32 protein-coding genes and 1 pseudogene are annotated in these 21983 nt (G+C 56.2%); 30 read left to right on the top strand and 3 right to left on the bottom strand.

Annotated features, from left to right (window positions below; all coding sequences use genetic code 11):
* Nucleotides 1–32: 32 nt before the first annotated feature.
* The 9 genes and pseudogenes from ACOERD_RS25665 to ACOERD_RS25625 all read left to right on the top strand — a co-directional run.
* Entirely contained in the window at nucleotides 33–209 is a 177-nt protein-coding gene (locus ACOERD_RS25665) for a hypothetical protein (protein WP_419737950.1), read from the top strand.
* Nucleotides 199–795, top strand: a complete 597-nt coding sequence (locus tag ACOERD_RS25660; protein WP_419737951.1) for a hypothetical protein — start codon at nucleotides 199–201, stop codon at nucleotides 793–795. The genes ACOERD_RS25665 and ACOERD_RS25660 overlap by 11 nt, the downstream gene beginning before the upstream one ends.
* Nucleotides 796–932: 137 nt before the next feature.
* Nucleotides 933–1673, top strand: a complete 741-nt coding sequence (locus tag ACOERD_RS25655) for a dCTP deaminase (RefSeq protein ID WP_419737952.1) — start codon at nucleotides 933–935, stop codon at nucleotides 1671–1673.
* A gap of 565 nt (nucleotides 1674–2238) precedes the next feature.
* Entirely contained in the window at nucleotides 2239–2553 is a 315-nt protein-coding gene (rpsJ, locus tag ACOERD_RS25650; protein ID WP_008756422.1) for a 30S ribosomal protein S10, read from the top strand.
* Between the two features lie 18 nt (nucleotides 2554–2571).
* A complete protein-coding gene (gene rplC / locus ACOERD_RS25645; protein WP_008758167.1) occupies nucleotides 2572–3297 on the top strand; it encodes a 50S ribosomal protein L3 in 726 nt (241 codons plus the stop codon).
* Nucleotides 3294–3911, top strand: coding sequence for a 50S ribosomal protein L4 (gene rplD / locus ACOERD_RS25640; RefSeq protein WP_170484467.1), 618 nt, complete (start codon nucleotides 3294–3296; stop codon nucleotides 3909–3911). The genes rplC and rplD overlap by 4 nt, the downstream gene beginning before the upstream one ends.
* Nucleotides 3908–4204 carry a 50S ribosomal protein L23 gene (locus ACOERD_RS25635; protein WP_008757532.1) on the top strand — a complete coding sequence of 99 codons (297 nt, stop codon included), beginning with the start codon at nucleotides 3908–3910 and terminating at the stop codon, nucleotides 4202–4204. The genes rplD and ACOERD_RS25635 overlap by 4 nt, the downstream gene beginning before the upstream one ends.
* On the top strand, nucleotides 4201–4833 hold the full coding sequence (locus ACOERD_RS25630) for a hypothetical protein (protein ID WP_419740922.1): 633 nt from the start codon (nucleotides 4201–4203) through the stop codon (nucleotides 4831–4833). Before ACOERD_RS25635 ends, ACOERD_RS25630 begins: the two co-directional genes overlap by 4 nt.
* Nucleotides 4833–4916, top strand: a pseudogene (locus ACOERD_RS25625) (50S ribosomal protein L23); the annotation flags it as partial. The gene ACOERD_RS25630 and the pseudogene ACOERD_RS25625, both read left to right, overlap by 1 nt.
* 72 nt (nucleotides 4917–4988) lie before the next feature.
* Here the strand turns inward: ACOERD_RS25625 and ACOERD_RS25620 are convergent.
* The 3 genes from ACOERD_RS25620 to ACOERD_RS25610 all read right to left on the bottom strand — a co-directional run bounded on the left by ACOERD_RS25620 (nucleotide 4989) and on the right by ACOERD_RS25610 (nucleotide 6490).
* Complete coding sequence (locus ACOERD_RS25620; RefSeq protein ID WP_419740921.1) at nucleotides 4989–5183, bottom strand: hypothetical protein; 195 nt, start codon at nucleotides 5181–5183, stop codon at nucleotides 4989–4991.
* 51 nt (nucleotides 5184–5234) lie between these two features.
* Nucleotides 5235–5462 carry a hypothetical protein gene (locus ACOERD_RS25615; RefSeq protein WP_419740920.1) on the bottom strand — a complete coding sequence of 76 codons (228 nt, stop codon included), beginning with the start codon at nucleotides 5460–5462 and terminating at the stop codon, nucleotides 5235–5237.
* 104 nt (nucleotides 5463–5566) lie between these two features.
* Complete coding sequence (locus ACOERD_RS25610; protein ID WP_419740919.1) at nucleotides 5567–6490, bottom strand: RNA-directed DNA polymerase; 924 nt, start codon at nucleotides 6488–6490, stop codon at nucleotides 5567–5569.
* Between the two features lie 321 nt (nucleotides 6491–6811).
* Between ACOERD_RS25610 and rplB the strand changes: the two genes are divergently transcribed.
* The 21 genes from rplB to rpsN all read left to right on the top strand — a co-directional run bounded on the left by rplB (nucleotide 6812) and on the right by rpsN (nucleotide 21983).
* Nucleotides 6812–7654 carry a 50S ribosomal protein L2 gene (rplB, locus tag ACOERD_RS25605; protein WP_120633917.1) on the top strand — a complete coding sequence of 281 codons (843 nt, stop codon included), beginning with the start codon at nucleotides 6812–6814 and terminating at the stop codon, nucleotides 7652–7654.
* 3 nt (nucleotides 7655–7657) lie between these two features.
* Complete coding sequence (gene rpsS, locus ACOERD_RS25600; RefSeq protein WP_005980699.1) at nucleotides 7658–7936, top strand: 30S ribosomal protein S19; 279 nt, start codon at nucleotides 7658–7660, stop codon at nucleotides 7934–7936.
* Between the two features lie 3 nt (nucleotides 7937–7939).
* Nucleotides 7940–8320, top strand: coding sequence for a 50S ribosomal protein L22 (rplV, locus tag ACOERD_RS25595; protein WP_039538267.1), 381 nt, complete (start codon nucleotides 7940–7942; stop codon nucleotides 8318–8320).
* Nucleotides 8320–9030, top strand: a complete 711-nt coding sequence (gene rpsC / locus ACOERD_RS25590) for a 30S ribosomal protein S3 (protein WP_008758042.1) — start codon at nucleotides 8320–8322, stop codon at nucleotides 9028–9030. Before rplV ends, rpsC begins: the two co-directional genes overlap by 1 nt.
* Nucleotides 9031–9042: 12 nt before the next feature.
* A complete protein-coding gene (rplP, locus tag ACOERD_RS25585; protein ID WP_058283513.1) occupies nucleotides 9043–9456 on the top strand; it encodes a 50S ribosomal protein L16 in 414 nt (137 codons plus the stop codon).
* Nucleotides 9457–9742: 286 nt separating this feature from the next.
* Complete coding sequence (locus tag ACOERD_RS25580) at nucleotides 9743–11485, top strand: IS1634 family transposase (RefSeq protein WP_419737624.1); 1743 nt, start codon at nucleotides 9743–9745, stop codon at nucleotides 11483–11485.
* 266 nt (nucleotides 11486–11751) lie between these two features.
* Entirely contained in the window at nucleotides 11752–12000 is a 249-nt protein-coding gene (locus tag ACOERD_RS25575; protein WP_419740918.1) for a CBS domain-containing protein, read from the top strand.
* Nucleotides 12001–12058: 58 nt separating this feature from the next.
* Nucleotides 12059–13801, top strand: a complete 1743-nt coding sequence (locus tag ACOERD_RS25570; RefSeq protein WP_419737624.1) for an IS1634 family transposase — start codon at nucleotides 12059–12061, stop codon at nucleotides 13799–13801.
* A gap of 153 nt (nucleotides 13802–13954) precedes the next feature.
* Nucleotides 13955–14419, top strand: a complete 465-nt coding sequence (locus tag ACOERD_RS25565) for a CBS domain-containing protein (protein ID WP_170556421.1) — start codon at nucleotides 13955–13957, stop codon at nucleotides 14417–14419.
* 23 nt (nucleotides 14420–14442) lie between these two features.
* Nucleotides 14443–15759, top strand: a complete 1317-nt coding sequence (locus ACOERD_RS25560; RefSeq protein ID WP_419740917.1) for an ArsB/NhaD family transporter — start codon at nucleotides 14443–14445, stop codon at nucleotides 15757–15759.
* Nucleotides 15760–15818: 59 nt separating this feature from the next.
* Nucleotides 15819–17327 (top strand): IS21 family transposase, encoded by a 1509-nt coding sequence (istA, locus tag ACOERD_RS25555; RefSeq protein WP_419737605.1) that lies wholly within the window; start codon nucleotides 15819–15821, stop codon nucleotides 17325–17327.
* A complete protein-coding gene (gene istB / locus ACOERD_RS25550; protein WP_419737606.1) occupies nucleotides 17314–18045 on the top strand; it encodes an IS21-like element helper ATPase IstB in 732 nt (243 codons plus the stop codon). The genes istA and istB overlap by 14 nt, the downstream gene beginning before the upstream one ends.
* 182 nt (nucleotides 18046–18227) lie before the next feature.
* Nucleotides 18228–18356, top strand: a complete 129-nt coding sequence (locus ACOERD_RS25545) for a hypothetical protein (protein WP_419740916.1) — start codon at nucleotides 18228–18230, stop codon at nucleotides 18354–18356.
* A gap of 88 nt (nucleotides 18357–18444) precedes the next feature.
* Nucleotides 18445–19065 carry a 2OG-Fe(II) oxygenase family protein gene (locus ACOERD_RS25540; protein ID WP_419740915.1) on the top strand — a complete coding sequence of 207 codons (621 nt, stop codon included), beginning with the start codon at nucleotides 18445–18447 and terminating at the stop codon, nucleotides 19063–19065.
* Nucleotides 19066–19080: 15 nt separating this feature from the next.
* The gene (locus ACOERD_RS25535) at nucleotides 19081–19689 is read left to right on the top strand and encodes a hypothetical protein (protein ID WP_419740914.1); all 609 of its coding nucleotides are present in this window, start codon (nucleotides 19081–19083) and stop codon (nucleotides 19687–19689) included.
* A gap of 216 nt (nucleotides 19690–19905) precedes the next feature.
* Entirely contained in the window at nucleotides 19906–20112 is a 207-nt protein-coding gene (rpmC, locus tag ACOERD_RS25530) for a 50S ribosomal protein L29 (protein ID WP_010437082.1), read from the top strand.
* Between the two features lie 4 nt (nucleotides 20113–20116).
* Nucleotides 20117–20347, top strand: coding sequence for a 30S ribosomal protein S17 (gene rpsQ, locus ACOERD_RS25525; RefSeq protein WP_152459158.1), 231 nt, complete (start codon nucleotides 20117–20119; stop codon nucleotides 20345–20347).
* Nucleotides 20348–20422: 75 nt separating this feature from the next.
* A complete protein-coding gene (rplN, locus tag ACOERD_RS25520) occupies nucleotides 20423–20791 on the top strand; it encodes a 50S ribosomal protein L14 (protein WP_008757934.1) in 369 nt (122 codons plus the stop codon).
* Nucleotides 20792–20793: 2 nt separating this feature from the next.
* The gene (gene rplX / locus ACOERD_RS25515; RefSeq protein ID WP_068340764.1) at nucleotides 20794–21105 is read left to right on the top strand and encodes a 50S ribosomal protein L24; all 312 of its coding nucleotides are present in this window, start codon (nucleotides 20794–20796) and stop codon (nucleotides 21103–21105) included.
* Nucleotides 21098–21658, top strand: coding sequence for a 50S ribosomal protein L5 (rplE, locus tag ACOERD_RS25510; protein ID WP_419740913.1), 561 nt, complete (start codon nucleotides 21098–21100; stop codon nucleotides 21656–21658). The genes rplX and rplE overlap by 8 nt, the downstream gene beginning before the upstream one ends.
* Before the next feature lie 19 nt (nucleotides 21659–21677).
* Nucleotides 21678–21983, top strand: a complete 306-nt coding sequence (gene rpsN, locus ACOERD_RS25505; RefSeq protein ID WP_068340744.1) for a 30S ribosomal protein S14 — start codon at nucleotides 21678–21680, stop codon at nucleotides 21981–21983.

The raw sequence follows: 21983 nt of genomic DNA, 5'->3' as shown, positions 1-21983 counted from the left end.
ATATGCTAAAACACGTACAACGGAGATCGGACATGAGCCAGTACACACCGTCCTCAATGGAATATCTCGCCGCCAGAATCGACGACAAGCGCAAGGAACTCGAGGCGCTCGAGGCGCTCCACAAGACCCTGCTTGAGGCTTTCGGCCGTCGCCTGCCAAATGAAGCCGCCGATCTGGCCCTTTCAGAGATCCTCCTCAATGGCCGCTGACGGGCAGTTCGTCACACGGCTTGTCATGCAGGAGGGCGCGACCAGCAGATTTGAGCCCCGCACCTTCACGCGATGGCTCGGCGTGTTCCTGTCCGACATCGAAGCCATGCTGGGGCCCAGAGATCCCGCCTTCACTGTCCTCGGCATCGAGTTTGTCGATACATGCCATGAAATGCCCAAGACATGGTTCCCGGACACCCATCCTCATGGCAAGCATGTCATTGTGCACTTGAACCGGTCCGCAATGCAGGACGGGGCAAGGGCGCGCTGGCAGCTTGCTCACGAATGCGTCCACCTCATTGATCCCGCACAGGGCGTTGCCAGTGTCATGGAGGAAGGCATCGCGACATGGTTCCAGAATACCGCAACCACACGCAGCTTTCACAACGGCAGCGGGCCATATGCAGAAGCCGAACGCCTTGTATCACCCGTGATCAGGGAACTCTGCGAGACCATCAGGTTCCTCAGAACGCAAAACCGCCTGCACCTTGATGATATCGCGCCAGCACACCTTCAGAACCACAACCCGAACTGGTCCGGCGACTTCTGCCGCGCTCTCACCGAGCCGTTTTCTGCGCTGAAGTAATGAGGCTGATCAAAAGCAAAAATGGCAAAACAACAACCCGATTGGGCGCGAAACTGTCGCGGCGAAAATCAACGCGCGGGATTCCATTGTGCGGTCGGGAATGTTAATCTTTCTGCAAGGCAGGAAAAGGCGCAGGCATGGCAATCCTTGGACGAAAAGATATCGGTGACAGAATCGCAACGGGCGCGATCAAAATCGAGCCGTTTGACAAGACTAAAATCGAGCCCGCGAGCTACGATTGTCGAATAGGCGATGTTCTTGCCGCCGGTGCCGGTCGTCATGTCTGGGGAGAGGGCGATGAGTTCATTCTCGAAAGCAACTCTTGGGCGTCTGTATCCTCGGAAGAGTTTTTTGAACTGCCCAACAGCATTTGCGCGTCATACGGCATCCGCTCTGGTCTTGCGAGGAGGGGTGTCATCGCGTTTGGGGGTCCTCAAATCGATCCCGGCTATAAGGGAAAAATTTTTGTTTCCCTATATAATCCGACGCTGGAGCCGATTATTTTGCAATACGGCCAGGTGATCATGTCGGTCATTTTCTATGAGCTATCATCAGAGGACGAGCACGGATATACCGGGCCATATCAAGGGCAAAAGGACTTTCCGTCACAAGATGTCGAATTTATGATGAGAATGCGCAGCCGGAACCTTGCTGATGTTATTGACAACGTTGAAACGCTTGATCACTCGGTCAAAAACCTTGCCAGTAACCTGAAAATCCTGACCTCCGATGTACATGAAATTCGGCAGATTGTGAATGATGCCAAGCCTTGGCTAAAGGTCATCGGCTGGATTTTGGGTGCCGCTGGAGTTGCCGCCGTCGGGTGGATTGTTATGTCACTCCTGCAGAGTTTCTTTGGAACACCCCCCGCGCCCTAGAGTCCTGCTGTACTGCACTGTCAGCAGTGCGCACCCGGTGTGTGACAACAATACTGCCGCACAAAATCCCGATTGAGCACGAAACTGTCGCACCGGAAATCAACGCGAAAATCACATCGATTGGGCGCGAAACTGTCGCGGATTGAGCAATAATTCTGTCGCGCTACAGCAGCCTAACAGAACCTGAAGCGCTAAAGCACGTCCAGAACCTGTGTCGTCAACCAGCGTATTCACTGTAGCGTGGGGTGAAAACCTTCCAGACCAAGTCGGTTTTCTCTGAATGCTCAATTGTCGCGTGTAGGCTGTACACCTCGCCCATAGTTCTTTAGCGCGTTCTTGTTGCGAAGTTGGTCCTGAAGATCAGTTCTTGGTACTGGGTCGTGTCGCTCTTTGAGGTGGGACAAAGCCAACAAACCTCTTGCCAAACTCCACCAACCCCACTAATACGCGCGAGTTCTCGATAAGAACGTCAAGGCGGGGTGATTCCCGCCTTTTGGGTTCGAAGAGGGTTGGCGATGCGCGTCTGTCCTCCTCTCAACCTCAACGCCTAAAAAAGGCTGTTAATATGCAAAGCCAAAATATCCGTATTCGGCTGAAGGCATTTGACTATCGCGTTCTGGATGCCAGCACGCAAGAGATCGTCAACACTGCCAAGCGGACCGGCGCGAACGTGCGCGGCCCTATCCCGCTGCCGAACAAGATTGAGAAGTTCACGGTTCTCCGTGGCCCTCACGTTGACAAGAAATCCCGCGACCAGTTCGAGATCCGTACGCACAAGCGTCTGCTCGACATCGTTGATCCGACCCCCCAGACCGTTGACGCGCTGATGAAGCTCGACCTCGCTGCTGGTGTGGACGTCGAGATCAAGCTGCAGTCGTAAGATCGGAGGGTATAGATTATGCGCTCTGGTATTATCGCAAAAAAAGTCGGCATGACCCGGCTGTTCATGGAAGACGGCAAGCAGATCCCTGTGACCGTTCTTCACCTGGACAACCTGCAGGTCGTTGCACAGCGTACCGCTGACAAAGACGGCTACACCGCCGTTCAGCTGGGCGCCGGCGCTGCCAAGGCAAAACGCACCTCGAAAGCCATGCGCGGGCACTACGCCGCTGCAAAGGTTGAGCCCAAGCGTAAGCTGGCCGAGTTCCGCGTCTCCGAAGATGGTCTGATTGATGTGGGCGCCGAGATTTCGGCAGAACACTTCCTGGAAGGTCAGAAAGTTGACGTTTCGGGCACCTCGATCGGTAAAGGCTTTGCCGGTGCGATGAAGCGCTGGAACTTTGGTGGTCTGCGCGCCTCGCACGGTGTTTCGATCAGCCACCGTTCGCACGGTTCGACCGGTCAGTGTCAGGACCCGGGCAAGGTTTTCAAAGGCAAGAAGATGGCCGGTCACATGGGTGCTGCCCGTGTTACCACCCAGAACCTGGAAGTCGTCAAAACCGACGCCGACCGGAACCTGGTCTTCATCAAAGGCGCCGTTCCCGGACCGAAGTCGGGCTGGGTCACCGTCAAGGACGCCGTGAAGAAGAAAGCACCGGAAGGCCTGCCTTTCCCGGCTGCTGTGAAATCGGCTGCAACCGAAGCACCTGCGGAAGAAGCTCCCGCGGAAGGTGGTGAAGCATGAAACTTGATGTAATCAAACTGGACGGCGGCAAAGCCGGCGACATCGAGCTGAACGCCGATCTGTTCGGTCTCGAGCCGCGTGCGGACATCCTGCACCGTGTGGTCCGTTGGCAGCGCAACAACGCGCAGGCCGGCACTCACAAGGTCAAGACCCGCTCGGAAACCAGCTACTCGACCAAGAAGATCTATCGCCAGAAGGGCACCGGTGGCGCACGCCATGGTGACCGCAACGCGCCGATCTTCCGTGGTGGTGGTATCTACAAAGGCCCCGTCGTGCGTTCGCACGGCCACGATCTGCCCAAGAAGTTCCGCAAGCTTGGCCTGCGCCACGCTCTGTCGGCCAAAGCCAAGGCAGGTGAACTGGTTGTGATCGAGAGTGCCGAAGCCGAAGGCAAGACTGCTGCTCTGGCCAAACAGGTTGCAAACCTGGGCTGGAAACGTGCTCTGGTCATCGACGGCGCGACCGTGAACGAAGGGTTCCTGAAAGCGTCCAAGAACATCGAGGGTCTGGATATCCTGCCGACGATGGGCGCAAACGTCTATGACATCCTCAAGCGTGACACCCTGGTGCTCACCAAAGCGGCTGTCGAAGCACTGGAGGCTCGTCTGAAATGAGCGCGAAGGCAGAACATTACGACGTGATCCGTAAGCCGATCATCACCGAAAAGTCGACCATGGCGTCCGAGAACGGCGCGGTTGTCTTTGAAGTGGCGATCGACAGCAACAAGCCGCAGATCAAAGAGGCCGTTGAGGCGCTGTTTGGTGTGAAGGTCAAAGCGGTGAACACCACCGTGACCAAAGGCAAGGTCAAGCGGTTCCGCGGCCAGCTGGGTCGTCGGAAAGACGTCAAGAAAGCATATGTGACCCTGGAAGAGGGCAACACAATCGACGTGAGCACCGGTCTTTGATCCGACGCTTACTGCGACTATTCACGGCCTCGGCGGTTCAACCCGCCGGGGCCGATTTCGTTTCAGACCCTGAAACTGTGCGTGCGCAGGTTCTGGATCAAATGCGGGCGTTCAGCGCCGAGCCCTATTTTCAGATTGCTGATGAGAAGCTGGGGCTTCTGTCGGTTTTCGATGATCTGAAATACGACCGGGCGGATGTGGACATGATTTCTCCGGCAATGCGTCGCCATGTGGTTGGCAAGCTTGGCCCGTTGGGGTTCCGCCAGACCTCTGGCACGGTGTTGGAGCATGCCGAGGCCGATATGCGCGTGCACATCCCCAAGTTCCACGCCCTCGGCGCGTCGCCTTTCGACATCGCGCGCTATACCGAGAAACGCCCGCAGGATTTCTGCCTACTGACGCCCACGCAGGTGGCCTGTCAGTATGTCGATCACTACGCGCTGGACGACGCGGTGCAGCGGATCGAGGCGTTGATTGCGAAGCACCCGATCAACCTGCTCAAACTGGCGGATTATCTGGAAGGCAAACCCAAACACCGCGCCTTTCGCGAGGTGCTGGGGCATATCAAGCTCAAGCAGCGGATCGCGGTGGAAGCCGAGCCGCTTTGTCGCAGGCGGTCATTGGGGTGAAACTGGGTCGTCGGAAAGACGTCAAAAAAGCATATGTGAACCTGGAAGAGGGGAACATCATCGACGTGTCCACCGGTCTCTGATCGTACCCGTCTTTGGAGAGAGATAAAGGCCCCCGCGAAAGCGGGGATTTTTTTATTTGCGGCTTTCAGGGCTCAGTATTGCCACGCATTTTTCTTAAACAGTTCGACTTCTTCGGGCGTCATGACTTCTGGAGTTTCCTTGGCCTCTTTGACCAGTATCTTTGTTACGTCTAACGCGCTTTTTAGTTTTGGTGCTGAAATCCAAGAGTCGTTCCAAAGTTCGACCTTTTCACCATTTACAATCCGACAAATGTTTTCGCCACTCAAGAACTCGATCCCGACTTCATTGGGCTTTGTGACCCTTTGAAGCCAGACTTCTTAATACCCATTGTGGGGTACCTTGTTCATCTTTTCATAGACCTTGTTCCAAAGCACTTCTTTCTGTTCTTTGTTTTGGAGTGAAATCAAGTGGCTTAGGATTCCGGCAATGGCTGGAAACGTCAGTGGTGAAACGACAGCGATATCTGTTGCAATGGCTACCTGTACTTCGAGGTCATCTGGTTCGACCTTTTGTTTGATGATTTCTGTATGGAGCTCACCCAGCAATCGCCGTAACGCGCCGCTGTTAGGATATTTGCGACCAAAAGAGTGTAATCGAAGCAGCTGCTTCTGGAAGGTTTGCGCGTTAGAAGTCCCGAGGTCTTGCAGATCTATACCCGCGAGCTTGTCAGCCTTAATAGAGCCCTCGACAACATTTGTGCTGAGGATGTCTTCGCGGTTCCCAGCCTCATCCCTACGGCTCGGAGGGCGTCGCTCACAGCCTTTAGTATCTCTTCTGCTCTACCATCGCTGTTGGCGAATATGCGATAGTCGTCTCGGTATCGGAGTATTCGGAAGTCGTTTGCAGAACCAAGTTCACTCGTAATTTGTTCATCTACGTAACCTAGGACCAGCTCTGCGACAAAGTCCATTAGAACGGAACCTTGGGAAATCCCGTTGGTTTGCCCGTAGCGCCCGGCCCGAATGTGAGCATCAATCTTGTCGCCGAGTAGTTTTCCGTTCCCCTTGGACTTCTTCGCGTCCTCTAGGCCGTGCAGTGCCCATGCGATGCTATGGGTATAGAGCGAACCATAACAATCGACGACGTCGGTGTGCAGAACGTGACTAAACTCCAGTGAGTAAGCGATGGATCGCTGCTCGACCATTTGCCACCAATTCCTTACTTGAGCCGCTTGATCAGATTGCTTGTCTTTAGAAACAACAGGAGAACTGCAGCATGTGACGACGCCTTGATCAAATGCTGACATTCGTGCGGTGATGTGCGGCCAGTTTTCTTCTGAACAAATCAAATTGACAAGCGAAACGTATATTGCTGGGTGCATCAACTCATAGGGTCGCCACGCGAAGCGCCCATCTTTATTTGCAACAAAGCTATAGTTTACATCTGAAAGCGCTTCCGGGTTACTCGCCTTAAAGGCCGAGTAGAGCTGACCACCTAAAACTTCCGAAACGCCGGTTAATATTGGCTCGAAGCTTATGTAATTGGGGAAATCTCCATTGAAGTAGCTGCTGCCCTTTAAGAAATGCGCTTTGGCTTCAGCCGCACTTAAGTCCAATAGTTTTGCCGTAGTCAAAATGGTTTCTCCAATGCTCTTGTACAAAGAGGAGCAGTCGGAAGCCGAAAGTTCAACTTGAGACTGGTTCCTTAGACGGGATTTAATGTCGCACAAACTTGCGTGTTAGTTCGGACCGTTAGTCTGAGGGTAAGAAACTTTCCCCTATAGACACCCACCCCCAACCCTGTTACACGCTCCCAATCTTGCGGCCTCGGATTCGTTCCGGGGCCTCTGATATTTGTAACCGGGGACCTTCGGGGCCCTATACCCTTGGCACCTACGGGGGCCTATCACATAGCGGGGAAACTCCCTGCACTTGCTAAACGGAAGACAGAAAGCATGGCACTCAAGTCGTACAAGCCGACGACGCCGGGCCAGCGCGGGCTGGTGCTGATCGACCGTTCGGAGCTTTGGAAAGGACGTCCGGTCAAGTCTCTCACTGAGGGTTTGACCAAATCGGGCGGCCGGAACAACACCGGACGGATCACTTCACGCCGCCGCGGCGGTGGCGCAAAGCGTCTCTACCGGATCGTTGACTTCAAACGGAACAAATTTGATGTCGCGGCAACCGTCGAGCGGATCGAATATGACCCGAACCGGACCGCATTCATCGCACTGGTAAAATACGAAGACGGCGAGCAGGCATATATCCTGGCTCCTCAGCGTCTGGCTGTTGGTGACAAAGTCGTGGCATCCGCCAAGGCTGACATCAAGCCGGGCAACGCAATGCCGTTCTCGGGCATGCCCATTGGTACCATCGTCCACAACATCGAGATGAAGCCTGGCAAAGGCGGTCAGATCGCACGTGCGGCCGGTACTTACGCTCAGTTCGTTGGTCGCGATGGCGGCTACGCTCAGATCCGTCTGAGCTCGGGCGAACTGCGCATGGTCCGTCAGGAATGCATGGCCACCATCGGTGCCGTGTCCAACCCCGACAACTCGAACCAAAACCTCGGTAAAGCCGGTCGTATGCGCCACAAGGGCGTTCGTCCGTCGGTTCGTGGTGTTGCAATGAACCCGATCGATCACCCGCACGGTGGTGGTGAAGGTCGTACCTCGGGTGGCCGTACGCCGGTTACGCCGTGGGGTAAGGACACCAAGGGTAAGCGTACCCGCAACAAGAACAAAGCGTCCCAGAAGCTGATCATCCGCTCGCGGCACGCCAAGAAGAAGGGACGTTAATCCATGTCTCGCTCTGTTTGGAAGGGTCCTTTCGTCGATGCTTACGTGCTGAAAAAAGCCGAAGCAGCGCGCGAGTCGGGCCGCAACGAAGTCATCAAAATCTGGTCGCGTCGTTCCACCATTCTGCCCCAGTTCGTGGGTCTGACCTTTGGTGTATACAACGGCCAGAAGCACATTCCCGTCAACGTCTCGGAAGACATGATCGGTCAGAAGTTCGGTGAATACTCGCCGACCCGCACCTATTATGGCCACGCCGCAGACAAAAAAGCGAAGCGGAAGTAAGTCATGGGCAAGGAAAAGAACCCCCGCCGCGTGGCTGAAAACGAAGCAATGGCGAAAACCCGCATGCTTCGCACCAGCCCGCAGAAACTGAACCTGGTTGCGCAAATGATCCGCGGCAAGAAAGTCGAGAAGGCTCTGACCGACCTGACTTTCTCGAATAAGCGTGTCGCGCAGGACGTCAAAAAGTGCCTGCAGTCCGCAATCGCGAATGCCGAAAACAACCACAACCTGGACGTTGACGAGCTGATCGTCGCCGAAGCATGGGTTGGCAAGAACCTGGTCATGAAGCGCGGTCGCCCGCGTGCCCGTGGCCGTTTCGGTAAGATCATGAAGCCGTTCTCGGAGATCACCATCAAGGTGCGTCAAGTTGAGGAGCAAGCCTAATGGGTCATAAAGTAAATCCGATCGGCATGCGCCTGCAGGTCAACCGCACCTGGGACAGCCGCTGGTACGCCGACACCAAGGACTACGGTGATCTTCTTCTGGAAGACCTCAAGATCCGTGAGTTCATCAACAAAGAGTGCAAGCAGGCCGGTGTTGCCCGTGTGATCATCGAACGTCCGCACAAGAAGTGCCGCGTTACGATCCACACAGCACGTCCCGGTGTCATCATCGGCAAGAAAGGTGCGGACATCGAAGTTCTGCGCAAAAAGCTTGCGCGCATGACCGACAGCGAACTGCACCTGAACATCGTCGAAGTGCGCAAGCCCGAGCTTGACGCGCAGCTGGTTGCCGAGTCCATCGCTCAGCAGCTGGAACGTCGTGTTTCGTTCCGTCGCGCAATGAAGCGGTCGGTTCAGAACGCCATGCGCATGGGCGCCCTGGGTATCCGGGTGAACGTCGCTGGTCGTCTGGGCGGCGCCGAAATCGCACGGACCGAGTGGTACCGCGAAGGCCGCGTGCCTTTGCACACCCTGCGTGCCGACATCGATTACGCACATGCCGAAGCGATGACTCCTTACGGGATCATCGGGATCAAGGTCTGGATCTTCAAAGGTGAGATCATGGAGCACGATCCGCAGGCACGTGACCGTAAAGCACAGGAACTCCAGGACGGCCCTGCACCTCGTGGTGCTGGTGGCGGTCGTCGCTAAGGAGGGAAAGATATGCTTCAACCAAAGCGTACTAAATTCCGCAAGATGCACAAAGGCCGGATCAAGGGTCTCGCCAAAGGCGGCTCTGATCTGAACTTTGGCACTTACGGCCTGAAAGCTCTTGAGCCTGAGCGTGTGACTGCACGCCAGATCGAAGCTGCACGTCGTGCCATGACGCGTCACATGAAGCGTCAGGGTCGTGTCTGGATCCGCATCTTCCCCGACACTCCGGTCACGGCTAAGCCGATCGAAGTTCGTATGGGTAAAGGTAAAGGTTCGGTCGACCGCTGGGCATGCAAAGTCAAGCCTGGCCGCGTGATGTTCGAGATCGACGGCGTCAATGACGACATCGCCCGTGAGGCCCTGCGCCTGGCCGCGATGAAGCTGCCGATCAAGACTCGCGTCGTGGTTCGCGAAGACTGGTAAACAGTCCGGGGAAACCCGAACAGAATTGCCCCCGCCGAGAAATCGGTGGGGGCTTTTTCGTTTGTGGCCTCTCGCAAACCCGCTAGGCGCCAAATTCCGAGATTCAATACCGGCATTGCAAAAAAGATGGGGCTCAGGGGTGGCATATTCCTGACTTCCGACCTTTTTGTTGATCTGACTGGGTTTTTGGTTTGTTTTCAGGTGTGGTTGCTCAGAGGCGCGTTGTAGTGCCCCATTATTATAAAAAGTATTGACATGGGCCTTCAGATGGCTAACCTCTTCGCCCATGTTCATCCGCACCAAACATGACGCAAAGCTCAACCGCACACGGATCCAGATCGTTGAATCCGTCCGCACCGGCTCCAAGGTACGCCAGAAGATCCTGCGCCATGTGGGTGTGGCCCATAACGACAGCGAGATTGAGGATATCAAGCGTCTGGCGGGCCGCTTGATGGAGCAATTACGCATTGATCGCTCGCCGCAAATGGAACTGTTCACGCCCACGGAATATGCCGATCTGCAGGCGCTGGTGCGCCGCGCTCCGCGGCCGGACAAGCTTGGCGTTGATCTTGCCGAGTGCCGTGAGGAGGCGCGGGTCTCTCTGGGTCTGCGGGATGTCATGGGGACGATGTATGACCAACTGGGTTGGGGGGCCCTTCTGGGGGCGGCGCGTAAAAGTGCCAATCGCATTGTGAAAGAGCTGGTTATGGCGCGGATCGCACAGCCCGAGAGCAAGCGCGCGACCGTGGAGGCGTTGGAGAACCAGGCAGGCATCACGCTCAATCTGGACGTGGTCTATCGGAGCATGGATTACATCAATACGCCGGTGATAGACGGGATTTGCAAAACCTCTCACGCGGCGGCAGAGAAGTTGCTGGGCGGGCCAGTGACCGTGCTGTTCTACGATTGCACGACCCTGGCCTTTGACACCGAGCGCGAGGACCCGGCCGAGGATGCGGACGGGGTCGAGCAGGATCATCTTCTGGCCAAGGGCTTCAGCAAGGATGGCAAGCATCACCGCGCTCAGGTCATGCTGGCGCTGATCGTCACCTCCGATGGGCTGCCTGTGGGCTATGAACTCTTCCCGGGAAACACCTGGGAAGGTCATACGCTGGAAGCTGCGCTGAAGGCGTTGGAGGGACGCTTCGACGTGGCCAGGGTCACGTTCGTGGCCGATGCCGCCATGCTCAGCAAGGACAACCAGCAGATGTTGCAGAACAAGGGTCTGCCCTACATCCTCGGCTATCGCATGAAGTCCGCCCCGGCCGCCGTGAAGGCGAACATTTTGAGCCCGGAGGGACGCCAGCCTTGGGCTGGACACGGTTCTGAAGAGGCAACCGAGAAGGGCTGGTACAAGGTGATCGACCAGGAGGGAGCGCGGGTCATTGTGACCTGGTCACCCACCCGGGCACGCAATGATGCCCACAAGCGCGACAAGGCAATCGAAAAGCTGCACAAGAAGCTCAAGCGCTCTCGCAAACCCGGCAGCTTCAGCAGCCGGGGATATGGCCGCTTCCTGGCCTTCCCCGACAGCGGGGACGTCACGCTGGATGATGCAAAGATCAAGGCAGCGGCACAATGGGACGGGCTGCATGCCATTGTTGTTCATGGTGCGGACGAACTGGAGGCACAGGACGTCATTGCCCGCTATCACCAGTTGTGGGAGATCGAAGCCTGCTTCCGCACCAACAAGCACGATCTGAAAATCCGGCCCATCTATCACTGGTCGCCGCGTCGGGTCCGGGCCCATATCGCCATCTGCTACATGGCCTTCTGCTGCCTGCAGCACCTGCGCAAGCATCTGGACCTGCTCGGACACCCGATGAGCCCGGCTCGTATCCGCAACGAGTTGAACGCATTGCAGCTCTCGATCCTGCGCCACAAAGGCACCCCTGACCGCTACGGCATGCCAAGCCATGCCACGGTCGATGCCAGACGCATCCTCACCTGCGTCGGCCTGACCTGGAACGAAGCCCCTTTCAAGATACCCCCCGGGCGCACCCGAAAAACTGGCCAGACCAAAGCCTGAGCTCCCTCAACACTCCGAAACAATCGCTGGCGAAAAAAGTCCGTGTAGTGCCTTTTGGCAACCAAGGCATAATAATATCAATGACTTATACGAAAAAATGTCGGAAGTCAGGAGATGGGGCTCAGGGGTGGCATATTCTCTCATCTGGTGAAAAGAAGCGCTCGCAAAACCTTCTCAATCAGAGCTTGGGTCGATCTTACTCCGATACGGCTTGAGCACGAACTGTGCCTTGGCTCTGAAACCCCGCTGAAAGACCGAGGACACGTATGGGCCTTACTTGTCGGGACGTTATGGTCCCCCCTGAAAAACAGAAGACAATTCATCCCGATGATACAGTCGCCAAGGCGTTTGAGATCATCCGCGACAGCCGCGCCCGGTTCTTGCCGGTGGTGGGGGATGACGGTAGCTTCCAAGGCGTTTTCACCGCGCCCACGCTCCTGACTTCCGACCTTTTTGTTGATCTGACTGGGTTTTTGGTTTGTTTTCAGGTGTGGTTGCTCAGAGGCGCGTTGTAGTGCCCCATTATTATAAAAAGTATTGACATGGGCCTTCAGATGGCTAACCTCTTCGCCCATGTTCATCCGCACCAAACATGACGCAAAGCTCAACCGCACACGGATCCAGATCGTTGAATCCGTCCGCACCGGCTCCAAGGTACGCCAGAAGATCCTGCGCCATGTGGGTGTGGCCCATAACGACAGCGAGATTGAGGATATCAAGCGTCTGGCGGGCCGCTTGATGGAGCAATTACGCATTGATCGCTCGCCGCAAATGGAACTGTTCACGCCCACGGAATATGCCGATCTGCAGGCGCTGGTGCGCCGCGCTCCGCGGCCGGACAAGCTTGGCGTTGATCTTGCCGAGTGCCGTGAGGAGGCGCGGGTCTCTCTGGGTCTGCGGGATGTCATGGGGACGATGTATGACCAACTGGGTTGGGGGGCCCTTCTGGGGGCGGCGCGTAAAAGTGCCAATCGCATTGTGAAAGAGCTGGTTATGGCGCGGATCGCACAGCCCGAGAGCAAGCGCGCGACCGTGGAGGCGTTGGAGAACCAGGCAGGCATCACGCTCAATCTGGACGTGGTCTATCGGAGCATGGATTACATCAATACGCCGGTGATAGACGGGATTTGCAAAACCTCTCACGCGGCGGCAGAGAAGTTGCTGGGCGGGCCAGTGACCGTGCTGTTCTACGATTGCACGACCCTGGCCTTTGACACCGAGCGCGAGGACCCGGCCGAGGATGCGGACGGGGTCGAGCAGGATCATCTTCTGGCCAAGGGCTTCAGCAAGGATGGCAAGCATCACCGCGCTCAGGTCATGCTGGCGCTGATCGTCACCTCCGATGGGCTGCCTGTGGGCTATGAACTCTTCCCGGGAAACACCTGGGAAGGTCATACGCTGGAAGCTGCGCTGAAGGCGTTGGAGGGACGCTTCGACGTGGCCAGGGTCACGTTCGTGGCCGATGCCGCCATGCTCAGCAAGGACAACCAGCAGATGTTGCAGAACAAGGGTCTGCCCTACATCCTCGGCTATCGCATGAAGTCCGCCCCGGCCGCCGTGAAGGCGAACATTTTGAGCCCGGAGGGACGCCAGCCTTGGGCTGGACACGGTTCTGAAGAGGCAACCGAGAAGGGCTGGTACAAGGTGATCGACCAGGAGGGAGCGCGGGTCATTGTGACCTGGTCACCCACCCGGGCACGCAATGATGCCCACAAGCGCGACAAGGCAATCGAAAAGCTGCACAAGAAGCTCAAGCGCTCTCGCAAACCCGGCAGCTTCAGCAGCCGGGGATATGGCCGCTTCCTGGCCTTCCCCGACAGCGGGGACGTCACGCTGGATGATGCAAAGATCAAGGCAGCGGCACAATGGGACGGGCTGCATGCCATTGTTGTTCATGGTGCGGACGAACTGGAGGCACAGGACGTCATTGCCCGCTATCACCAGTTGTGGGAGATCGAAGCCTGCTTCCGCACCAACAAGCACGATCTGAAAATCCGGCCCATCTATCACTGGTCGCCGCGTCGGGTCCGGGCCCATATCGCCATCTGCTACATGGCCTTCTGCTGCCTGCAGCACCTGCGCAAGCATCTGGACCTGCTCGGACACCCGATGAGCCCGGCTCGTATCCGCAACGAGTTGAACGCATTGCAGCTCTCGATCCTGCGCCACAAAGGCACCCCTGACCGCTACGGCATGCCAAGCCATGCCACGGTCGATGCCAGACGCATCCTCACCTGCGTCGGCCTGACCTGGAACGAAGCCCCTTTCAAGATACCCCCCGGGCGCACCCGAAAAACTGGCCAGACCAAAGCCTGAGCTCCCTCAACACTCCGAAACAATCGCTGGCGAAAAAAGTCCGTGTAGTGCCTTTTGGCAACCAAGGCATAATAATATCAATGACTTATACGAAAAAATGTCGGAAGTCAGGAAAGACCGAGGACACGTATGGGCCTTACTTGTCGGGACGTTATGGTCCCCCCTGAAAAACAGAAGACAATTCATCCCGATGATACAGTCGCCAAGGCGTTTGAGATCATCCGCGACAGCCGCGCCCGGTTCTTGCCGGTGGTGGGGGATGACGGTAGCTTCCAAGGCGTTTTCACCGCGCCCACGCTGATCAAGATGATCTTGCCACAGGCCGCCCGTATTGGCGTAAGTGATGAGACCTCGCGCGTTGCAATCAGCCATCTCAACTTTATGGATCTGACCAAGGAAGACATCAGCGAACAGATCAAGCGCCTGCACGAAGAGCGGGTCGGAGATCACATGTCGAACCCGGCCAACATCCCGGTTCTCGCACCAGACACGCCGGTGATGGAAGGCATTTTCCTGATCCACAAATTCAAACGCCACGTTTTCCTCGTGGAACCCGAGACCAATCGCTTCGTCGGCTCTGTCAGCCCGAACTCGTTGATTGATCACGCGCTGAGCTAACCCCTAAAGACCGGATCAGACCATTGACCGACCATTCCGTTTCGCATGGAGAACACGCGTTCTCCGTACCTCAAATGTTGGGGATTGACCCTCTGTGGGTCGCCACCGGTATCCTGATTGCTGTTTATGCCGTCCTGGTGACCGAAAAAGTAAACCGCGCCATTCTGGCCATGCTGGGGGCATCGCTGATGGTGCTGTTCGGCATCATCAACCAGGAACAGGCCGTCGCGGGCGTTGATGCCAACACATTGGCCCTGCTGATTGGCATGATGGTGATCGTCGGGATCACCAGTAAATGCGGGTTGTTCCAATTCGTCGCGATCAAGGCCGCCAAGGTGGTCAAGGCCAATCCGACGGGCATTTTGATCATGCTGACGCTGATCACGGCGGTGTTCTCGGCTTTGCTGGATAACGTGACTACTGTTCTGTTGATCGCACCGATCACCTTGCTGATCACGGACGCGCTCGAGACGCGCGTTTACCCGTTCTTCTTTGCCGAGATTCTGGCCTCGAATGTGGGCGGTACGGCCACTTTGATTGGTGACCCGCCAAACATCATCATCGGCTCGGCCGCAGGCCTCAGCTTCAATGACTTCGTGGTCAATCTTGCGCCGATCTCGGCCATCTGTCTGGTGGTGCTGACGGGTATCATTTACCTGATGAACCGCCGCACGCTGGCCGCCATCCCCAAATCCGCCTGCGAAAAGATCATGCGTTTCAACGAAAACGAAGCGATCACCGATGTCGGCCTGATGATCAAATCACTGTCGGTTCTGGCGCTGACCCTGCTTGGCTTCACGCTTGGCCATGGCTACGGCATCCAGCCGGGCACCTCGGCGCTGGCTGGCGCCGCGCTGCTGATGCTGTTGGCCTATGGGCACCAGCACGGAGAAGAACAGTCCGAATCCGTTCACCACATCTTTGGCGAGGTTGAGTGGATCACCATCTTCTTCTTCGGCGGTCTGTTTGTCATCGTTGCAGGTGTCGAGCATGTCGGCCTGCTTGAATTCTTCGGTGAGAAAGTACTGGAGCTGACCGAAGGCGACATGATGTGGACCGCGTTCTTCCTCTTCTGGGCCTCGGGCATCTTGTCGGCCATTCTGGACAACATCCCCTTCGTGGCGACGATGATCCCTCTGATCGAGTCCACTGCCGACACGTTTGGCGGGCCTGACGCGATCGAGCCTCTGTGGTGGTCGCTGGCTCTGGGCGCCTGTCTGGGCGGTAACGGTACCTTGCTGGGTGCAAGCGCCAACCTGACGGTTGCGGCCTTTGCCGAAAAGTGTAGAAAAGCGTGCAATTTTGACCCCCTAAGCGGGGAAATCGGCGTCCAAATTTGACCCCTCCCTATGGTTGTAGACATCCTTTTCATTGAGCAGTCGATGGAGAGGCAAGCGGGATGATTTGCGTGGAAACTATTAGAAAAGTGCGTCGCTTACACCTGATCGAAAAAAAGAGCATCAAGGAAATTTGCCGTTCGCTCAATTTGAGCCGTGCAACGGTTCGAAAGATAATCCGATCGGGAGTGACGGAGTTCAAATATGAGCGCAAATCGCAGCCATACCCGGTGCTCGGGCCTTGGCGCGCGCGTCTGGATGAAACGCTTGAGGAGAACGAGGCGCTTCCGAAGAAACACCGCAAGCGGATGACCAAAATCTGGAAGGAACTCTCCGATGATGGTTTTGGCGGCGGGTATGACAGTGTTCGACGCTACACAAAGAATTGGCGCATTGCGCACGGCCGACAACAGGCGCAGGCGTTCATCCCGCTGATCTTTGATCCTGGGGAGGCGTACCAGTTCGACTGGAGTGTGGAGACGGTTTTGATGGACGGTGCACTCACGACCGTGAAGGTTGCCCATTTCAAACTTTGCCATAGCCGCATGCCATTCTCCATTGCCTATCCGCGCGAGACGCAGGAGATGGTCTTTGATGCCCACGACGAGGCCTTCAAATTCTTTGGTGGAGGCTGCATCAACGGGATCTACGATAACATGACGACCGCCGTCGATGCGATCCTGTCGGGCAAGGAAAGAAAGTTCAACAAGGCATTCTCCCGGATGTGTTCTCATCATCTGGTGAACCCGATCGCCTGTACGCGCGCGGCCGGTTGGGAGAAGGGTCAGGTTGAGAATCTGGTCAAGGAGAGCCGCGCCTATAGTTTTACACCGCGTCTGGAGGTGGCCGACTTCGATGAATTGAATGCCCGGCTGCAAAAAGACGCGATCAAACGCGCAAAAGAACTGCGGCATCCGGAAAACCTGGAGGTGACGGTCTGGGAGGAGTTCCAGCAGGAAAAGCCGCTGCTGACGCATCTGCAGAAGCCCTTCGTCGGGTTCCGTGAAAAGACGGTCGCCGTGAGCCGAACCTGCCTGATCAACTTCGAAAGAAACAAATACAGCGTTGAGGCAAGAGCTGTTGGACGTCAGGTCCAGTTGCAGGTCTACGCCACGCGGATTGTCCTGCGCCAAGACGGTGAGATTGTCGGAGAGCACGAACGGTGCTTCGGCCGAGGAAAAACGATCTTCAACCCTTGGCACTATGTGCCCGTCCTCAAGCGCAAGCCTGGCGCTCTGCGCAATGGAGCACCGTTCCGTGACTGGGACCTACCACCGGCAATGACGCAGATCTGGACCCATCTGCGGGGCACATCCGACGGAGACCGGCAACTTGCCGATATTCTTTTCGCTGCTTACCAGCACGACATTGATGTGGTCGAGGCTGCCTGCGAAGAAGCTCTAAAATCTGGCCTGCGCAAGGCCGATGCGATCCTGAACATTGTCTCTCGGCGCACCAATCCCCCGCCGCCAAAGGCGATTGAGCCGCCTGCCCACCTGCAGCTGAAAATGGCACCGATCGCGGATTGCGCTCGCTATGACAGGCTTGGAGGCTCCCATGCAACTGCGTAAGGAAATTCTCGAACTTGCCCGTCAACTGAAGTTGCCAGGCATCGTCAACTGCTTTGACGAAGTGATGCAGGCCGCAGCCAAAAACAACTGGCGGCCCCAACAGGTCGTGGCCGAACTCCTCACGGCCGAACTGGCCGAAAAGACTGCGCGCTCGATCCGGTATCAGATGGGTGCCGCAAAGTTCCCGGTCTGCAAGTCCTTACCTGAGTTCGACTTCACGGTCAGCCCCGTCAACGAGGAAGTCGTGCGCAATCTTCATGACGGCGATTTTATGGACCAGGCCAGGAATGGCGTGCTGGTCGGTGGAACCGGATCGGGCAAAACGCATCTCGCAACAGCGATCGGGGGCCACGCGGTCAATAACCGCCGGCGGGTCAGGTTCTTCAGCGCTGTGGATCTCGCGAACAAGCTGGAGGCTGAACATCGCGAAGGCAACGCCGGGCGGCTCAGCGAGCAGCTGATCCGCGTCGACCTCGTGATTATAGACGAACTCGGTTATCTGCCGTTCGCAGAGTCTGGTGGACGATTACTCTTCCATCTCATCAGCAAACTGTACGAGCGAACGTCTATTCTGCTAACAACCAACCTCGCATTTGCTGAATGGCCGAGTGTGTTCACAGATGCCAAAATGACCACTGCTCTCCTGGATCGACTGACACACCATTGCGATATCATCGAAACCGGGAACGAAAGCTGGCGAATTAACCACCGCGACTAACCTCGAAATCGGGGAATAAATTCAAAACAGACAGCAGGTCAAACCTTCAGTCGAGCTACGCTCTCTTTTCGGTTTGACCTGCTGTCCACCCCCTCCTGAATCAACCTAAACACGACCCCCTCAACGCCCCTCTTAGCTCCAAGGGGGGTCAAATTTGGACGCCGATGGGGGGTCATTATTCAATGCCGATTGACACCGAAAAGGCCAAGCAGCCGATTGGCTTTGTCAAATTCGCGCTCATGGCGTTCCCGATCATGATCCTGACCCTGATGATCGCCAACGTCTATCTCTGGCTGCGCTACTTCTACTAAAGCGCCAAACGAAAGATCGCACCCGAGCAGCCGCTTTTCTGAGGCGGCTGCTCTCGCCCTTGTGCTTCGGCTGGGATATAGCCGGGGCATGGCACAGATTGAATCACTCTTCGTTACCCGTCTCTATCGCGCAGCTTTGTCCGAGTTCGATCCCAAGATCGACGCGGGCGAGCTGGAAAACTCCTGTCTTGTTATCGCCGAGGATGATGAAGCCGGGCAGGAATGGTGTGAAGAGAATGGCTATCCCGGCTACACCAGCTACGCCTCGCTGACCGATTTGCCCTGGCGCTTCCCGATCTTTAACGACCTGGTAAAGGCGCTGGATCAGCACGTCGCGGCCTTTGCCAAGGATCTGGAGTTCGATCTGGGCGAGGGGGAGCTGAAGCTGGAGGACCTTTGGATCAATATCCTACCGGAGGGTGGGATGCACTCCAGCCATTTGCACCCGCACAGTGTGATCTCAGGTACGACTTATGTTGCCATGCCCGAAGGGGCGAGCGCGCTGAAGCTGGAGGATCCGCGTTCAGGCCGCATGATGGCCGCTCCGACGCGCCTAAAATTTGGGCGAAAGGACTTGCAACCTTTCATTTATGTTCAGCCTCAAGTGGGGGATGTGCTACTTTGGGAAAGTTGGCTGCGCCACGAAGTGCCGATGAATATGGCCGAGGATGATCGGATCAGTGTCAGTTTCAACTATAAGTGGGAATGAGAGTGAAAACCCTCAATGTTGATTAAATTTTTTTTAGGCAGTTCTTTTCTAGTAGCGTTGCTAGCGTCTTCGGTTAGCGCGGAGTGTCCCAGTAAAGAACATGTTGATACCGGCATTGTCCTTGTTCGCGAGCCTGGCAAAAATCTGGATGACATCGAATACGTCTCTCATGCAGGGGGTATTCTTGCGACTACCGTCGACCCGGGGGCAAATGAAGCTCGGCGAGAAGTCTATTTTGCTCATCCAATTTTGCCGCCCCAAGGGTTGCCCGACACAAAATGGTTCCGAAGTTATGAGCGAAAATTGGACTCGCTAGATATCCTGGACAGTCAAAAGAAGTGGACCTCAGACTTCGTCGACTATCCCAACACCGACAATGCCCAGTCGGGTTCAATTGAGGTCGAGTTTCAAAGATACCGGATTGAAAGGGTTGGGGCCTGCAAGTATCGAGTTTGGGATGTCTTGCTCAAAGAGAGTGTCGAGGGTTCCCACGCGTTTACTGAGCGGATGTTATATGCCCCTGAGCTGCAAATGGTGCTGAGAAGAGGCGTGGCTGCTGGTGACTCTTTACCTGTATTGGACAGCGGATTTCACCAATTGCTAATCAAAGAAGACAATTCATAGGCCGTAGCTTCAACCCGGCGTCGGTGAGACACGGTTTTTCTGTCCAATTCGCGCCCTAAAACTTCCTCTTGCCACCCACCGCTTAAACCCTTATACCGCGGCATCCTGCAAGTCCCCCGGCCGAGTCGGGGGATTCGCATGTCTATCATTCATCCACCAGGTCCAAGGTGACCCTGTCAGGGGGCCTTCTGGTGTTTTGAGCAAAGGAAAAAGGCGATGAACGCCCAAGAACTGCGTGACAAGACCCCGGACCAGCTCCGCGAGGAACTGGCCAACCTGAAGAAAGAAAGCTTTAACCTGCGCTTTCAACAGGCAACCGGTCAGCTGGAAAACACTGCTGGCATCAAAGCGGCTCGCCGCAACGCTGCCCGCGTCAAAACCATTCTGAACGAAAAGGCCGCTGCCGCGGCATCGGAGGAGTAATCCTATGCCCAAGCGTATCCTGTCCGGAGTAGTAACCAGCGACGCCAACGAGCAAACCGTAACCGTTTCGGTTGAGCGTCGTTTCAAGCACCCGCTGCTGCACAAAACCGTTCGTAAGTCCAAGAAATACCGGGCTCACGACGAAAAGAACGCCTTCAAGGTCGGCGACACTGTACGCATCATCGAATGCGCGCCGAAATCGAAGACGAAACGTTGGGAAGTTCTGGAAGCGTAAGCCTCCGGGATTTTCCATTTGTCGAAACCCTGGGGGATCTAACGAGACCAGCCCCCACAGGTCGGGAGAAACCACATGATCCAGATGCAGACCAATCTGGATGTCGCTGACAACTCCGGCGCACGCCGAGTTCAGTGCATCAAGGTCCTGGGTGGTTCCAAGCGTAAATACGCCTCCGTTGGCGACATCATTGTCGTCTCGGTGAAGGAAGCCATCCCGCGCGGCCGCGTAAAGAAAGGGGACGTCCGTAAGGCCGTCGTCGTACGCACCGCCAAGGAAGTCCGTCGCGAAGACGGCACCGCGATCCGTTTCGATCGCAACGCCGCCGTCATCCTGAACAACAACAACGAGCCAGTCGGTACACGTATCTTTGGCCCCGTTGTTCGTGAACTGCGCGGCAAGAACTTCATGAAAATCATCTCGCTGGCTCCGGAGGTGCTGTAATCATGGCTGCTAAACTCCGCAAAGGCGACAAGGTCGTCGTGCTGGCCGGCAAGGACAAGGGCAAAGAGGGAACCATTTCCTCGGTTGACCCCAAAGCCGGTAAAGCTGTTGTCGAAGGCATCAACATTGCCATCCGTCACACACGTCAGTCGCAAACCTCGCAAGGTGGTCGCCTGCCTCAGGCAAACCCGATCGAGCTGTCGAACCTGGCGCTGCTGGACAAGAACGGCAAAGCAACCCGCGTTGGCTTCCGCATGGAAGGCGACAAGAAGGTCCGCTTCGCCAAGACCACAGGGGACGTGATCGATGCTTGATAACGCAACCTACACCCCGCGTCTGAAAGCTCAGTACGTTGAAACCATCCGTGCCGCTCTGAAAGAAGAGTTCGGCTACAAGAACGACATGCAGCTGCCCAAGCTGGAAAAAATCGTTCTGAACATCGGTTGTGGTGCTGAGGCGGTCAAAGACTCGAAGAAAGCGAAAGCTGCTGTCGAAGATCTGACTGCGATTGCTGGTCAAAAGGCCGTTGCAACCAAGGCGAAGAAGTCGATCGCGGGTTTCCGCGTCCGTGAAGACATGCCGCTGGGCGCGAAAGTGACCCTGCGCGGTGACCGGATGTACGAATTCCTGGATCGCCTGATCACCATCGCGCTGCCGCGCGTTCGTGACTTCCGCGGTGTTAAGCCGTCTTTCGATGGTCAGGGCAACTTTGCCATGGGCATGAAAGAGCACATCGTGTTCCCGGAAATCGACTTCGACAAGGTCGACGAGGTCTGGGGCCTGGATATCGTAATTGCCACCACAGCGAAAACCGACGCTGAAGCAAAGAGCCTGTTGAAAGCTTTCAACATGCCCTTCAACGCTTAAGCGCCGCGAGGATTGAGACATGGCTAAAAAAGCAATGATCGAACGCGAGAAGAAGCGCGAACGCCTGGTGGCCAAATATGCCGCAAAGCGTGCCGAGCTGAAAGAAATCGCGAATGACGAGAGCCGCCCGATGGAAGAGCGTTTCAAAGCGCGTCTGAAACTGGCGAAACTGCCGCGCAACAGCTCGGCTACCCGTCTACACAACCGTTGTCAGCTGACCGGTCGTCCCCACGCTTACTACCGTAAGCTGAAGGTCAGCCGTATCGCGCTGCGCGAGCTGGGTTCTGCTGGTCAGATCCCCGGCATGGTGAAATCGAGCTGGTAA

Source organism: Ruegeria sp., assembly GCF_965199275.1.
Lineage (GTDB): Bacteria > Pseudomonadota > Alphaproteobacteria > Rhodobacterales > Rhodobacteraceae > Ruegeria.
This window is presented reverse-complemented; position numbering and strand designations above follow the sequence as displayed.